Here is a 14,708-nt window from a genome sequence, read left to right on the forward strand (position 1 = left end):
TTTAGATTCTGTTTGTACTGTTGCGTCAGTGCCTCAATATAGGCAATGATGTCATATTCAGATGTGTCCCTGAACGCACCGCGCAATAGATTTTCAGCTACAGCTTCCCACGCATGCACGACGTGCAGCTCAGCAAATTCAGATAGTGCCAATGAACTCGCCAATTCAAGAATCTGAAGATTGAGTAAATATCTTTCTTCTAACTCTTCAGGCGGATAATAATCATCGACATCCACGGCCGCCAGTATTCGTTGATACTTTTTGGGTGATTCCGGTTTGACTAACCATACCGGGCACGGGCATTTGCGTAACAAATGCATGTCATCACTACCAAACATCCGGTCTAGCAGACCACACTTTTCCGCTGTTTTGATCACCAGATCATGACCGTTACGAAGAATCTCGTAGATAATTTCCAGGAATGGTATGCCAATAAATACATTGGTTTGTATTTCAATTTTTTTGCGCCACGGCGCCACCCTATTTTCCAGTCCCTGTCGACGCTCTGCAACTATCAATGCTCGGAGTTCCTTGAGCGGCTGGGCATGGCCGATTAAATTTGTGTTACGCGGCAATTCATTAATTACATCGACAACCGTGAGGCGTGCTTGGTTATTTTCCGCCAGTGCGACAGCGCGTTTCAAAACAACGCAATCGGTTGGATCGGGCGATACAACACAAAGAATATTATTGAATCTTTGCATATTTTAAATCTCCATTATTTATTTGATTCATATAGCGCACAATAGATAATTCTTCACTTTGTTACTCATCGACTATGATTTGCAACAAAATTCTACTTATCCGCTTTGTGTTCAGAAAAATATTTTGTACATCGAATTACTTACAGCATGAGCTAAACCAAAGCACGCTATTAGAAATTGTTGTAGGAGTAACTATCGCTCACCAAACAGTTTATCAACGGCCTCTGCTGCCGCATCGGCATAGGGCATCATTACCCGGTTGGCTCCTGCTTTTTTCAACTGTTCGGTATGGCGAGTGGTATCGGCTGTTAGCGCAATCTGTCCACTATAACCCTGCTCACGCAAGCCATGTAGCAGTGCAAGATTGATGGGTATCTCTCTCAGGCTGCTCACGACCCAACGTACTTGCTTGAGCGGCAGGGTGGCAAGAAATTCCGGATCCTCCGCATCACCGTAGCGCACTGCATAATCGCCTTGTCCATATTGACGTACCAGCTCGGGATCGAAATCCACGCCAAGTACTCGGTGCCCTCGTTGTTGCAGTTCTTGCGCAATCCTCGAACCAAACCGTCCTAAACCGAACAAGACGATGTCGTACCCGCTTTCTTCCATATCTCGTTCCTGGGCCTCTTCCCGATGCGTTTTTTTACGCTCAAACACACCCAGCCATGGGGAAATCTGCTCGTAGAGATGATGGGAGTAGAGAATCAAGTAGGTGGATGCACTGATAGTTATCAAACCCACCAATGTGATGAGACCCAAGGTATCAGCATTAATATGGCCTAGACTTAGACCCAATGCTCCTAAAATCAGGGAGAATTCGCTGATTTGGGCCACCGTCAAACCGGCCAGAAAGCTGGTGCGCTTACGGTAACCCATTACGCCAAGGATAATCATTACAATCAACGGATTGCCGATGAGAACGAACAGTGAAAGAATGATAGCTGGTGCAATTTGAGCGTCGAGCGTCGTCATCTCCAGACCACTACCCAGATCAATGAAGAAAAACAGTAACAGAAAATCGCGTAGACTCACTAGGCGCGCACCGATAGATTCACGGTAGGGAGTGGAAGCTAACGATACACCGGCGAGGAAAGCGCCCACCTCCTTGCTGAACCCCAGATGTCCACCTGCCGCACCTAAGGCCACTGCCCAAGCAATGGCAAACAACACCAGCAACTCTGGCGAACGGGCTAATTGACGCGTCAATGGTGTTAACACATAGCGCATCAAGATCCCGATGGTGGCAATGAATAGCCCTCCTTTGACAAGCACAGCAATCGCCTCCCAGCCCAAGTTTTCAGCGTCACTGCTCTCGTTCAGAGCTGTTAGAGCAATCATGACCAGTACTACTACAATATCCTGAACTATCAGAAATCCGATAGCAATGCGCCCGTGCAATGCATCCACCTCACGCTTGTCGGAAAGTAGTTTTACAATGATGATAGTGCTGGAGAAAGTTAACGCTACCGCTACGTAGATTGCGGTTACTGGAACCAATCCCAGTGCGATGGCGATAAAGTATCCAACCACGGAAGTGAAGAAGACCTGTCCCAACCCAGCAGCCAGCGCTGCCGGGCCTAAGGTACGAATGATGTGCAGATCCAGCTTGAGGCCTACCACGAACAACAATAGCGCGATACCCAGCTTGGACAGCAAATCAACTTGGTCGCCTGCCGATACCCAGCTGAGTACGGATGGCCCAACCAGGATGCCTACCACGATGAAAGCAACGATCAGTGGTTGGCGTAATCGCACCCCAATCGCACCGATGACAGCTGCCACAAACAGCAAAGCCGCGATTTCAGTAAAGGCATCTCCGAAAATAGATGGCATTATTCAGTTGTATTTCATGTGGATTATGGACTATGCTATCACATGTAGGATAATATAGATTTGTACCCGTTTTTTATAAACTAGGATCTGTTGACATTCCATATAGGCAACGATAGATATCCACACGCTATGGCTGTATCACGTCAGCACAAATTGAACAAAAGCACTTGATTACATTAAAAAAGTTTTGGATCATCTTAGCCCTAAAGACAAGGAACTATGATGACAGATACGAACCATCGAAGCTGTAATGTTAAAAAAACATGTGGGATTTACGCCGTATAATCCACCGTAATTATTCAACAGAAGTAAAAATCCGCATAGTGTTGGAATGTCTTCATTGCGAAGACATTATCGCAGAACACTGCTGTCTCGCTAACGAGAAGGTTCTGCGGCCCGATTCCAATAACCAATACCGGGTGACCAATCGTCAGTCGGTTCTGAAGAACAAGGGCCTGACCCGCGATCAAACCATCAGGCGTACAAATACCCACGCAGCAAAGAAATGTTCGAGTCAACTTCGCCGCGTGAGTCATCGGGATTTCGATACAGGTAAACATTATGTGTTTCTAACCAACAATTTCAAGCTATCAGCCAAAACCATTGCTGATATCTATAAGGCACGCTGGCAGGTAGAGTTGTTCTTCAAATGGATTAAACAGAATCTGAAAATCAAGACTTTTGTTGGGACAAGCAAGAATGCAGTCATGACTCAGGTTTGGATCGCTGTATGCGTATATTTGCTATTAGCATTCATCAAATTTCAGTCAAAAATGAGCAAAAGCATGCAACAAATTCTGCGATTATTGCAGCTCAATTTGTTTGAAAAACGTGACCTCATGGCTTTATTGCGTGGGGATCCGCCTATCCTTAATCACGTCTCGGATAGTCAGATGTCTCTGCTTTGAAAGTTAACGGGGCAGTAGTGAGAAAAACTGCTTAAAAAAGTATCCGATTTTAGTTGAACATTATAGTTTTCATCGCCAACCCACCCAGAGATTGGTAGACTCTCACCGATCGACACCGACTTTGATGCACAAAACCCGAGCGCCAATGCCATGAACACCGAACCATGGGTAACCGCCGAGCATGTCGCCCAGCACTTGGGCGTGGCCAAAGATACCGTCTACCGCTGGCGAGAGCGCATGGGCCTGCCTGCGCACCGCGTAGGGCGGCTGTGGAAATTACAATTGTCCAAGAGGGATGAATGGGTGCGTACGGGTGTCGCGGATGAAGAACAACATAATGAGGCACCCTTTCGCCTGCTGGAGCCGGTGCCGGAGCTCTCCTGCGGGCCAGCCGATTCTGGCAATCTGATCGTGCTGGGTGATAACCTGCATCCGCTCAAGACCCTGTTGCCGTGCTATGCAGGCCAAGTGAAGCGCATCTACATCGACCCGACGTACAACACTGGCCAAAATGACAGAGGTGTGGACGCCCAACAAACTGGCTGGATTTTCAACAACCGAGTTGAAGGTCCAGAAATCCTGGATTGGTTAGGAAAAATCGTCGATATCGAAGCAAAGGATTTGTGCAGGCACGACAATTGGCTCTGCATGATGTGCTCAAGGCTACGACTCCTCAAAGATTTCCTGCTTGACGATGACGTCACCGATCGAATCGGTGCCATCGTGCAGCGCCTCATTCAAGAGGGGCGAATTATTTTTGGAGAAAACGAGACCAAACCGGTTGAGCTTAAGATCTACGCCAAGGATTATCGCGTCAAACTCTCAAGATTTTTCGAACGCGGTGGCCGCATTGGAGCAAACGAAATCCAGGCAATTTTCCCTGAAAATAAGCGCCCATTTGGCTTCCCCAAATCCACCGAATTGATTGAGGAGTTGTTGAGTTTCACGACCGGTGACGGCGGTATGACCCTCGATTCTTTCAGCGGCTCTGGCACGACAACAAATACCGCACTGAAGCAGAATCGTGCGGACCGCCAAACCCGCCGATTCATCTTAATAGAAATGAAGGACGCTGGCGGCAAGGCATATCAGCAGGCATTGTCTGATGACGACGCCGCTTCGTGTGGGACCGTGACCGACCAGTACACCTTCGAGTTTCATGCTCCGGCCAATGCGCCTATCCGCGACTACAACGGTCGTTCTGAGCATTTTGATTTCCGCAAATACTTCTGCGGGCGCATCGGCGACTTCGCTAGCAAAGCGGAATTCGAGTGCACCTGTCACTTGGAAATGTGGGCACAACAGGAGTGCATTAAGTTCTGGATGAGTAACCTCGTTCAGCGAGAACACAATTTGTTCTTCCTGCAGAAAGCCGAGGGCCGACTTTATCCCGATTTCCTGTGTCTGTTGTCCGGCGCAGAGACCCAATCGGAGTCGACTTTTACCGTTGAATACAAAGGAGCGAACTGCTGGAATGGGGCTGAAGATGACCGCTTGATCAATGGCCTGCGGGCCAGCCTCTCTGAAGAACGCTGCCGCTTCGTGATAGTTAAGAACAAGCGGTGGAATTGGGCTGAGCCACTTCTGACATGACCCTCGACTTCGTCACCCTCGACACCCTGCGCACCCACCACCCCGCGTGGCGCTTGTTGCGTTCGGACCATGCTCCGTTGGTGGCGAGCTTTCTACACCGGGTGTTCGTGGCACCCAATGTGCGGGTGATGGCGGCGGCGGATCTGGCCGAAGCGCTTGAGGATGAGTTGTACGCCCTTCGCCTGCAGATGGAGGAAAAAGGCGAAACCGCTTTTCCCAAGCCGGCGCTGGATTACCTGAACGATTGGGCCGCACCTGACAAAGGCTGGCTGCGCAAGTTTTATCGCCCGGGCACGGACGAAGCGCAGTTCGACTTGACGCCCGCTACCGAGAAGGCCATCGCCTGGCTGGCACAACTCATTGATCGGCAATTCGTCGGTACCGAATCGCGCTTGCTCACGCTGTTTGATCTACTCAAGCAGATGAGCGAGGGTAGCGAGGCCGACCCGGCCAAGCGAATCGCGGAATTGCACAAAAAGCGCGCCGACATCGACACCGAGATCGCGCGGGTACGGTCGGGCAATGTACCGCTGCTAGACGATACGGCGTTGAAGGATCGCTTCCAGCAGTTCATGCAGGGGGCACGCGAGTTGCTCACCGACTTCCGCGAGGTAGAGCACAACTTCCGTCAACTGGACCGGCGCGTGCGCGAGCGTATTGCGCTGTGGGAAGATAGCAAGGGCGCGCTGCTGGAAGACATCATGGGCGAGCGCGATGCGATTGCCGATTCCGATCAGGGCAAGAGCTTTCGCGCGTTCTGGGATTTTCTGCTTTCCAGCCGCCGACAGGAAGAATTGACTGAGCTGCTGGATCGCGTTTTGGCACTGCCCGCAGTGACGGATCTTAAGCCTGACAGCCGTACCCGCCGCGTGCACTACGACTGGATGGAAGCAGGCGAGCACACCCAGCGCACGGTCGCCGCCTTGTCGCAGCAATTGCGACGCTTTCTGGATGACCAGGCTTGGCTGGAAAACCGCCGGATCATGGACATTCTGCATGGCATTGAGAGCAAGTCGCTGGCATTACGAGATACCCCACCAACTAGCAGCGTGATGGAAATGGCCGAGGCCTGCGCTGATATCGAGCTGGCAATGGAGCGCCCCTTGTTCACCCCTGCCATCAAGCCGGTGATTGCCGACCTGGCCTTGCAGGCAGGCGAGGAAGACATTGATCCCTCTGTGCTGTTCGATCAAGTGGTTGTCGATAAGTCACGACTCACTCGCCATATCCGCCACGCCCTGCAGGATCGGGCTCAGATCACTTTGAGCGAACTGGTGATCAGCCAGCCCTTGCAACAGGGGCTAGCTGAATTGGTGGCCTATCTGCAACTGGGCAGTGAGACCTTCAGTACCGTGGTAGATGAGGACACGCCCGAGTCCATCCGCTGGCAGACGGTGACCACGGACGGCCAAGCTATCACTCGTAGTGCGCGGCTGCTACGCGTAATTTTTATGCGCTGAACAAGAACAAGAGCTGAGGCAAGGGATGGAAGAAGAATTCTCGCACACAACACCCACATCTCATTCGATGGCGGCACCGGTCGCTGATTTGTCGATATTGCTGATCAGCTTGCTCAAAAGCGTGCTGTACCGTGATGGCGACGAACGCCAATGGGCATCACTGCTGAATCTGCAAGCACGGGTGCGTGATTACGTAGCAGTGCTGAATCTTGATTTGGTACTGGATGAGGCAGAAGGTTATGCCTTCTTAAAAAGCCGCCCCGCGCCTGCCGACGACGATCCATCTCCCCGCCTACCGCGCTTGGTAGCACGCCGACCTTTGTCGTTCGCCGTGAGTTTACTGCTCGCCTTGTTGCGCAAGAAGCTGGCGGAGTTCGATGCGGGTGGCGGCGACACGCGGCTGGTGCTCTCTCGCGACGACATCGTGGAGCTGGTGCGGGTGTTTCTCCCCGATGGTCCGAATGAAGCCAAGCTGATTGATCAGATTGAAACCACCATCAACAAGGTGGTCGAACTAGGTTTTCTGCAGAAACTCAAATCCGCCGGCAGCGCTTCGACCGGACCGGCCACTTATGAGGTGCGACGTATCCTGAAGGCCTTTGTCGACGCCCAATGGCTGGCAGAATTCGATGCACGCCTGGCCACTTACCATTCCCAATTGGCCGGCGTGACAAATGCCAAGGAAGGAGCAAGCCATGAATGACCCGCAATCATTGGGCCTGGACTTCTGTGTAGATGACACACTGTCCGGCTTTCGCCTGAACCGTCTGGAGGTATTCAACTGGGGCACCTTCGACAACCGGGTTTGGACGCTGCAACTGGATGGTATGAATGGCCTGCTCACGGGCGATATCGGATCGGGCAAATCCACGCTGGTGGATGCCATCACCACTTTGCTGGTACCTGCCAACCGGATCGCCTACAACAAGGCCGCAGGTGCGAACAGCAAGGAGCGAACGCTGCGTTCATACGTACTCGGGCATTATAAATCCGAGCGCAGCGAAGTCACAGGCGCAGCTAAGCCGGTTAGCTTGCGCGACCAGAACAGCTATTCCGTAATATTGGGTGTGTTTCACAATGCGGGTTACGACCAGACGGTGACGCTGGCCCAAGTGTTCTGGATGAAGGAAGCACAGGGGCAGCCGGCGCGATTCTTCCTGGGTGCGGAGCGTGAATTATCGATTGCCGCTGACTTCGCCCATTTCGGATCGGAAATTGCCCAGCTGCGCAAGAAGCTGCGCGGCCCGGGAGTCGAATTGCACGACAGTTTCCCGCCCTATGCGGCTTGGTTTCGCCGGCGCTTCGGCATTGAAAACGATCAGGCACTGGAGCTGTTTCACCAGACGGTTTCGATGAAGTCGGTGGGCAACCTGACTGACTTTGTGCGCAGCCATATGCTCGAACCCTTCGAGGTTGGTACACGCTTGCAAGCTTTGATCGGCCACTTCGACGATCTCAACCGCGCTCATCAAGCGGTGTTGAAAACCCAGCAGCAGGTTGAATTGCTCACGCCCTTGATTGCGGACTGCGCCCGTCACAACATATTGGTGGGCGAGGTCGATAGTTTGCGCGGTTGCCGAGATAGTCTACGGCCCCACTTCGCTGGCCTGAAGCTTGACCTGATCGACAAGCGGCTGGGTTTGCTGGCCGAAGAATGGGAGCGTGTGGATGCTCAAGTAAAAAAGCTCGACGCTGTTCATGAGGCGCAACACCAGCAGGCTGATGAGCTGAAACAGGCCATCAATAACAACGGCGGCGACCGACTGGAGCGCCTTGCAGCAGAGATTCGCAAGAAAGAACAGTTGCGTGATGCGCGAAAAGCCAAGGCCCGTCGCTACGGAGAGTTAGCAGATATACTGGGCGAGCCGGTGGCAACAGATGTCTCCTGTTTCGCCGCACAGCGCGGCAAATATCAAAGCTGGCGAGAGGAGGCGCGCAACTGTGATGCCGATCTGCAGAACGCGCTTACTGAGCATGGCGTCACGTTGCGTCAGGGCAAGCTGGAACACGAGCAGCTGAGTGGTGAAATCGACAGCCTCAAACGTCGCCGCAGCAATATCGATGACCAGCAGATCCAGATCCGAGCTGCGATGTGTTCCGCACTGGACCTGAGCGTGGATGACATGCCCTTCGTCGGCGAATTGATCCAGGTGCGTGACGATGAACGTGACTGGGAAGGCGCAGCCGAACGCTTGTTGCGAAGCTTCGGTATGGCGCTTCTGGTGCCCGACGCCCATTACAAGGCGGTGGCCGAATGGGTGGATGGCGCTCATCTTCGCGGCCGCTTGGTGTACTTCCATATGCGTTCACGCAAAGCCGCAGAACTGCCAGATCTACACCGTGACTCCTTGGTCCGCAAGCTGGCCATCAAACCCGACTCTCCACATTACGATTGGCTGGAGCGCGAGCTTACTTACCGCTTTGATGTAGCCTGCTGCGCCACGCAAGAACAGTTTCGTCGTGAGACGCGCGCAATTACTCGTGCGGGCCAGATCAAAGACCCAAGCGGCCGGCACGAAAAAGACGACCGCCACCGCATCGATGACCGAAGCCGGTATGTTCTGGGCTGGAGTAATCGTGCAAAGATCGCGGCACTGGAGACCAAGCGTCGCCAGCTTGAAACGCAACTGAGTGATATTGGCAGCCAGATCGGTGAAATCCAAAAAAAGCGCGACGGACTCACGAGTCGTTTGGATGCACTGACCCGCCTGGAAGAATTCACGGCGTTTGATGAATTGGATTGGGCCAGCGTCGCCACCGAAATTGCGCAATTGCTGAATGAGCGCAGTCGGCTGGAGTCGGCGTCGGACGTGCTCAAGCAGTTAAACGACAACCTGGGCGCGTTGCAAAAAACGCAAAAGGAAACGGGGGAAGAGCTGCAAGCTGCGCGTGAGAAGCGGGCCAAGATGGAACAGCGCCGCTCAGACGCCCAAGAACTTCGCCAACAAACCGCGACACTGCTTCAAGGCGCTGTCGTCGACGATGCGCTGGCAATAAAGCTCGAATCCATGCGTGCCGAGGCGCTGAGCGAGCATCAACTGACCGTGGAGTCCTGCGACAACCGTGAGCAAGACGTGCGTACCTGGCTGCAGGCACGGATTGACGCAGAAGACCAGAAGTTAAAGCGTCTGGCTGAAAAAATCATCAAAGCCATGGCTTCCTTCAAGGAGGCGTTCAAGCTGGAAACGGCCGAGATGGATGCCAGCCTTGAAGCGGCCTTTGAGTATGACAACCTGCTGACGCAACTGAACCGTGACGACCTGCCGCGCTTTGTTGCGCGGTTCAAAGAACTGCTCAACGTCAACACGATCAACGAAATCGCCAATTTCAATGCCCAACTGGCTCGCGAGCGCGAAACCATCAAGGAGCGCGTTGCTCACATCAACAAATCGCTAGGCGAGATCGACTACAACCCTGGGCGCTACATCGTGCTGGAGTCGCAAAACAGTCCGGATGCCGAGATCCGCGACTTCCAGCAGGAATTGCGCGCTTGCACCGAAGGCGCTGTAACCGGCTCGGACGATGCCCAGTATTCCGAGGCGAAGTTCTTGCAGGTCAAGGCCATCATCGACCGCTTCCGGGGGCGCGAAGGTTTGTCTGAGCATGATCGTCGCTGGACAACCAAGGTAACCGATGTGCGCAACTGGTTCCTGTTCGCTGCCAGCGAGCGTTGGCGAGAGGACAACAGCGAGCACGAGCACTACTCCGACTCCGGTGGCAAATCTGGCGGTCAGAAAGAAAAGCTGGCCTACACTATTTTGGCCGCCAGTTTGGCCTATCAATTCGGGTTGGAATGGGGCGCGGTTCGCTCGCGCTCGTTTCGCTTCGTGGTCATTGATGAAGCGTTCGGGCGTGGTTCGGACGAGTCGGCACAATACGGTTTAAAGCTATTCCGGCAACTCAATCTACAACTGCTGATTGTGACACCACTGCAGAAAATACACATCATTGAACCCTACGTTTCCAGTGTCGGCTTCGTGCACAACGAGGGTGGGCGAGCATCCAGGCTGCGCAATCTTTCCATTGAGGAATACCGGACCCATAAGGCATTAATGCCTTCGCAAGCCGCCCAGGAATTGACATAGTGACGTGGACTGGCCCAAAGGAGTTGAAGTCGCAATTGGTGCGACTGTGGGAGCGCGGTGAGTTCTTGCGAGACGTGGTGACGGGCAATGCGCGCTTTCCTTTACGTCTATCCCTCAAGTCCCCAAGTTCAGCAGACATCACAGATCGCTTTGAAGCCGTTCGCGCTTGGGCCGCTGAATTAGCGGCGACGAATTCAGTCCGCGTAGACTGGCAGGAGCTTCGGCACCGCGTCCAGGGGGCACAAAAACTACCGGCCAGTGTGTGGGTCGAGAGCTTGGAAAATACGTTGTCCTGGCTGGGCAAGCGCCGAGAGTGGGAGCGCTTTTCAGCTCAGGTTTCCGTCACTCGGCAAACGCACCCCGCATTGCTGCCTTGGTTGGAAAAACGCCCGCTACAAGCGCTGGAACTGTCCGTCGAATGGCCTCAATTGCTGGCTGTTGTAACGTGGCTTGTCGAGCATCCACGCTCGGGGCTTTACTTGCGGCAAGTGGATTTGCCGGGCGTACACAGCAAATTCATTGAGGCACATCGCAGCGTGCTGGCCGAGTTACTCGATCTGACATTGCATACTGACGCTGTGGATCACAGCAAAACCGGTATCGGCCAGTTTTCTGCCCGTTATGGCTTTCTGGAAAAGCCGACACGCATTCGCTTCCGCGTGCTTGATCCTGCGATTCGGGCAGTGCCCGGTTCGGTATGCCCCGACGTGACACTGGATGCAGATAGCTTCAGTCTCTTGACAATCCCCGTGAGGCGCGTATTCATCACCGAGAACGAGACCAACTTTCTCGCATTTCCGCAAGTTGATGATGCCATCGTTATTTTTGGCGCTGGTTACGGTTGGGATGCACTGGCACGCAGTCATTGGTTGCAGAACTGCTCAATCCATTACTGGGGCGATATCGATACTCATGGCTTTGGGATCCTGGATCAGTTGCGCGGCTACTTTGATCACGTAGACTCGTTCTTGATGGACAGGTCAACCCTTGATGCCCATACCGCCGTCTGGGGAAGTGAGGACAAGCCCCTGCGGATGGATTTGCACCGGTTGACGCCCAAAGAGAGCGCTCTCTACGACGATCTGCGCGACAACCGCATCCGCGGGAAGCTGCGGCTAGAGCAGGAGCACATTGGCTTCCACTGGCTGGCTCAATGCCTTGAACAGCTCCTTGACGACACCACCGCTCCCCATTCAGGCACCTTGCGATAAGACCTTAAAAAAACCATATTCGATCTTTTGCAAATCAGGAGCATGGCCATGCGTTACTCATCTCAAGTCAAACCGATCAGCTACCTCAAGGCCAAAGCAGTTCTGCAAGATGTGGCCTCGTTCGAAGAGACTCAAGAAATCTTGGCCTTGCTGAAAATCCTGGCACTGTACAACCAAGATGTGGCCGCTGGCAAGGTCAAGCCTGTGTCCGATGTTGTTGCCCATCTGCGTGCCAAGCGAACCACTGTCTGATGGCAGGTGTACCGGCAATGTTCGAAGTTCTGCTCACCGAGGATGCGGAACAGGACCTGGAATCCATCCACGACTACATCGCAGAGCTCGACTGTGTGGATAACGCCAACTACGTGTTGGATGAGATGGTAGAAGTTGTGGAGAGTTTGCCGAAATTTCCAGAGCGCGGCAGTTACCCGAAGGAGTTGACAGGACTCGGTATCAAAGAGTACTGCCAGACCTTCTTCAAGCCATACAGAGTGATCTACCGTGTCGCAGGCAGCCAAATCATCATCTATCTGATTGCTGACGGGCGTCGTGATATTCAGTCCGTATTGGCGAGAAGGCTGCTGGGCGCATAACCCATCAACTGTGTACTGACTACAATTCGAAGGGCTTTGCAACAGTGCTCACCAGTCCGGCGAGCCGGTTTTTCGGATGGCAACCATACGCCACCAATAAACGTTCTAATCCAGATCACTCTAGAATAACTAAGATCCATATGAAACATGGCCTTAGTTCCAGTCTCACAAATCTCCCCTTAGCCTCGGTTGTGGCACAAAAATGACACAAATTTGCCACAAGTCTTTTTGCCGATAACCACCCCGCAGCTTATGGCATAGAAAATTGTCGTCGAATGCGGCAACACATTTTCAGCGAACTCTCTCCGATTGCGGTAGGCTTAATGAAACCGTTTTTTATGATCCCCGCGGCGGCAAAGCATGGAAAGACGATCAGTCTATACGTAAAAATGTTTGGACTTCGGCATTAAAAAAGCTGACATTAAATACCGCAATCCTTATCAGACCCGCCTTACTTTTGCATCTACACTGCTTTCAAGAGGTGAAAATCCGCTTTGGGCTGCCCAACAAATGGAACATAAGGATTAGGGGCAGATTATAAAGATTTATGGGCGATGGATTCCTCAATCGAAATGGTTGCAAAAGTCCCGTAATGGGACTAATATTTCGCTCATGAGAATTATTGCTCTGTCGACCTTGAAAGCATTCTGGGAAAACGAACCAGCTTTTGCTGATGCTATTCAGCCCGTCCTTGCTTGGTACAGGCATGCATTAAAGGCTAACTGGACAACACCCGCCGAAGTAAAAGCGGATTTCAAAAATGCCAGCATCTTGAAAGACGGTAGAGCCGTATTTAATATTGCCGGGAATAAATACCGGTTAGTGGTATGGATTAACTATGTATACGGCATTATCTATATCCGTTTCATTGGCACACATACCCAATACGACCGAATCGACGCACAAACGATTTAGTACAAGGAACAAACTGACATGAACATTAAATCTATCAAAACTGATACCGATTACCGCGAAGCACTAAAGGAAGTAGAATCACTGATGACAGCAGAATCCAACACACCGGAAGGTGAAAAACTGGATGTTCTGGTAACATTGATCGAAGCATACGAGCGCAAACACTTCCCACTCGATCTGCCCGATCCTGTCGAAGCCATTAAATTTGTAATGGAACAAAAAGGCCTAACAGTCAAAGACCTTGAACCGATGATTGGAAAAAGTAATCGGGTCTATGAAGTGCTCAATCGTAAACGCACATTAACACTAAGAATGATCCAGCAACTCCACCAAGAATTAGGTATTCCTGCTGAGTGTTTGATAAAACATTGCACCTAAATCTTCAATACATTAAACACCTAGTGCCAATTGTGATTTGCGCCCTTATTGGCTCACCAAAGCGGATAAATATGGTAACTGGCTTATTAAGATTTCAGTTTGATATCTCTCATGTATATATGCAGCTAACATAAAAATAAGGGGCTGCGTATTTTTGCGCAGTCCCTCTCGACTGCCAGGTTGGGGGTTATGGTCGTCAAGATGCGCCCCTACTCGGCTACGTTGCCTTCGTGGTGATATGCGAGTTCACCTCTGCAGAAGTCTGCGCCGGTCGAGTACATGCGGAATTGCGTACTCCGTTGTTTATTGAAGACATCCTTGTAGCGTACCTCACCCCATACATAAATAGCTCCTTCGCCATTCTCGATGACTTGAGTCTCGGTTTGATTTAGCTCGCGTGGGAGAGTGGCATATTGGCGGACTTGCTCTCCTGGGAACAGGCTGCTATTTGAGGACGTTGGTGAGTAGTTAGGTGGGTCAAGCTCGGTATCGAGTGGGAAACGAAAAAGGCCAATGTGCAAAGAGCAAAGCATGAAGTTGGCTGGCGTAACTCCGTTGTTCTTGGTTATGAATGGGGCATTCAGCAACCCATCTGAATCAAAAAACATTTTTTCGTCGAGATTGATGGAGACATAGGCGCGCAATTGCCGCTGTGCAGTGTCTTCCGCGCCTTGTACTAAGCGACGAGTGGCCCACCAAAGCGCGACAGTTGCCAAGAACAGCAGAAACGTAAAGAAAGCTATTGGATCTGCAAGAAGCTTGGAAAACCAGCCTTCTTCTTTCTTCACATTTTTCAGTTCGCCATCGTGATTTGTTTGAGAGATTGTCTCTTCGAGACCAGTTGTCTTTGGGGATTCGATGGGAGGCGCAGTTAGTGGGGAAGATGTGCTGAGGATTTTATTGCTGTGACCTTTGGCGCTACCCAGTTCGTTCTTACCCTCAGCCTTTGTAATTTGTGCGGGTTTTTCAATTGGCTGTTCTTGTGAAAAGGCGCATGTAAAGCTGAATGCCATCATTGCGACAAT

13 protein-coding genes and 2 pseudogenes are annotated in these 14,708 nt (G+C 51.9%); 12 read left to right on the plus strand and 3 right to left on the minus strand.

Going from position 1 to position 14,708, the window contains the following annotated elements; translation table 11 throughout:
• On the minus strand, nt 1-704 hold a 704-nt coding region (locus C7H79_RS14970; RefSeq protein WP_106708098.1), incomplete at its 3' end, for a universal stress protein.
• Between the two features lie 192 nt (nt 705-896).
• Nucleotides 897-2,540 carry a cation:proton antiporter gene (locus tag C7H79_RS14975; protein ID WP_106708099.1) on the minus strand — a complete coding sequence of 548 codons (1,644 nt, stop codon included), beginning with the start codon at nt 2,538-2,540 and terminating at the stop codon, nt 897-899.
• Nucleotides 2,541-2,803: 263 nt separating this feature from the next.
• Here C7H79_RS14975 and C7H79_RS19065 point away from each other — a divergent pair, with 263 nt between their 5' ends.
• The 12 genes and pseudogenes from C7H79_RS19065 (at nt 2,804) to C7H79_RS15030 (ending at nt 13,683) form a co-directional block, all read left to right on the plus strand.
• Entirely contained in the window at nt 2,804-3,448 is a 645-nt protein-coding gene (locus C7H79_RS19065) for a transposase (protein WP_106708100.1), read from the plus strand.
• A 150-nt stretch (nt 3,449-3,598) separates the two neighbouring features.
• Nucleotides 3,599-3,778: pseudogene (locus C7H79_RS19070) on the plus strand (helix-turn-helix domain-containing protein); the annotation flags it as partial.
• Nucleotides 3,779-3,916: 138 nt separating this feature from the next.
• Nucleotides 3,917-5,041 carry a DNA methyltransferase gene (locus tag C7H79_RS18480; protein ID WP_374058019.1) on the plus strand — a complete coding sequence of 375 codons (1,125 nt, stop codon included), beginning with the start codon at nt 3,917-3,919 and terminating at the stop codon, nt 5,039-5,041.
• Entirely contained in the window at nt 5,038-6,501 is a 1,464-nt protein-coding gene (locus tag C7H79_RS14990; RefSeq protein ID WP_106708101.1) for a DUF3375 domain-containing protein, read from the plus strand. Before C7H79_RS18480 ends, C7H79_RS14990 begins: the two co-directional genes overlap by 4 nt.
• Nucleotides 6,502-6,526: 25 nt before the next feature.
• Nucleotides 6,527-7,204, plus strand: a complete 678-nt coding sequence (locus C7H79_RS14995) for a DUF4194 domain-containing protein (RefSeq protein ID WP_106708102.1) — start codon at nt 6,527-6,529, stop codon at nt 7,202-7,204.
• A complete protein-coding gene (locus C7H79_RS15000; protein ID WP_106708103.1) occupies nt 7,197-10,586 on the plus strand; it encodes an ATP-binding protein in 3,390 nt (1,129 codons plus the stop codon). The genes C7H79_RS14995 and C7H79_RS15000 overlap by 8 nt, the downstream gene beginning before the upstream one ends.
• A complete protein-coding gene (locus C7H79_RS15005; RefSeq protein ID WP_106708104.1) occupies nt 10,586-11,797 on the plus strand; it encodes a DUF3322 domain-containing protein in 1,212 nt (403 codons plus the stop codon). Before C7H79_RS15000 ends, C7H79_RS15005 begins: the two co-directional genes overlap by 1 nt.
• Nucleotides 11,798-11,845: 48 nt before the next feature.
• Nucleotides 11,846-12,049 (plus strand): antitoxin, Phd family protein, encoded by a 204-nt coding sequence (locus C7H79_RS15010; RefSeq protein WP_106708105.1) that lies wholly within the window; start codon nt 11,846-11,848, stop codon nt 12,047-12,049.
• Complete coding sequence (locus C7H79_RS15015) at nt 12,049-12,390, plus strand: type II toxin-antitoxin system RelE/ParE family toxin (protein ID WP_106708106.1); 342 nt, start codon at nt 12,049-12,051, stop codon at nt 12,388-12,390. Before C7H79_RS15010 ends, C7H79_RS15015 begins: the two co-directional genes overlap by 1 nt.
• Before the next feature lie 325 nt (nt 12,391-12,715).
• Nucleotides 12,716-12,918, plus strand: a pseudogene (locus tag C7H79_RS19735) (site-specific integrase); the annotation flags it as partial.
• Nucleotides 12,919-13,002: 84 nt separating this feature from the next.
• Nucleotides 13,003-13,305 (plus strand): type II toxin-antitoxin system HigB family toxin, encoded by a 303-nt coding sequence (locus C7H79_RS15025; protein ID WP_106708107.1) that lies wholly within the window; start codon nt 13,003-13,005, stop codon nt 13,303-13,305.
• Nucleotides 13,306-13,323: 18 nt separating this feature from the next.
• A complete protein-coding gene (locus C7H79_RS15030; RefSeq protein ID WP_106708108.1) occupies nt 13,324-13,683 on the plus strand; it encodes a helix-turn-helix domain-containing protein in 360 nt (119 codons plus the stop codon).
• Nucleotides 13,684-13,892: 209 nt separating this feature from the next.
• Here the strand turns inward: C7H79_RS15030 and C7H79_RS18095 are convergent.
• A partial coding sequence (locus C7H79_RS18095; protein ID WP_172592463.1) for a hypothetical protein occupies nt 13,893-14,708 on the minus strand: 816 nt, incomplete at its 5' end.

Origin of the sequence: Nitrosomonas supralitoralis, assembly GCF_003011925.2 — a bacterium.
GTDB classification, from domain to species: domain Bacteria; phylum Pseudomonadota; class Gammaproteobacteria; order Burkholderiales; family Nitrosomonadaceae; genus Nitrosomonas; species Nitrosomonas supralitoralis.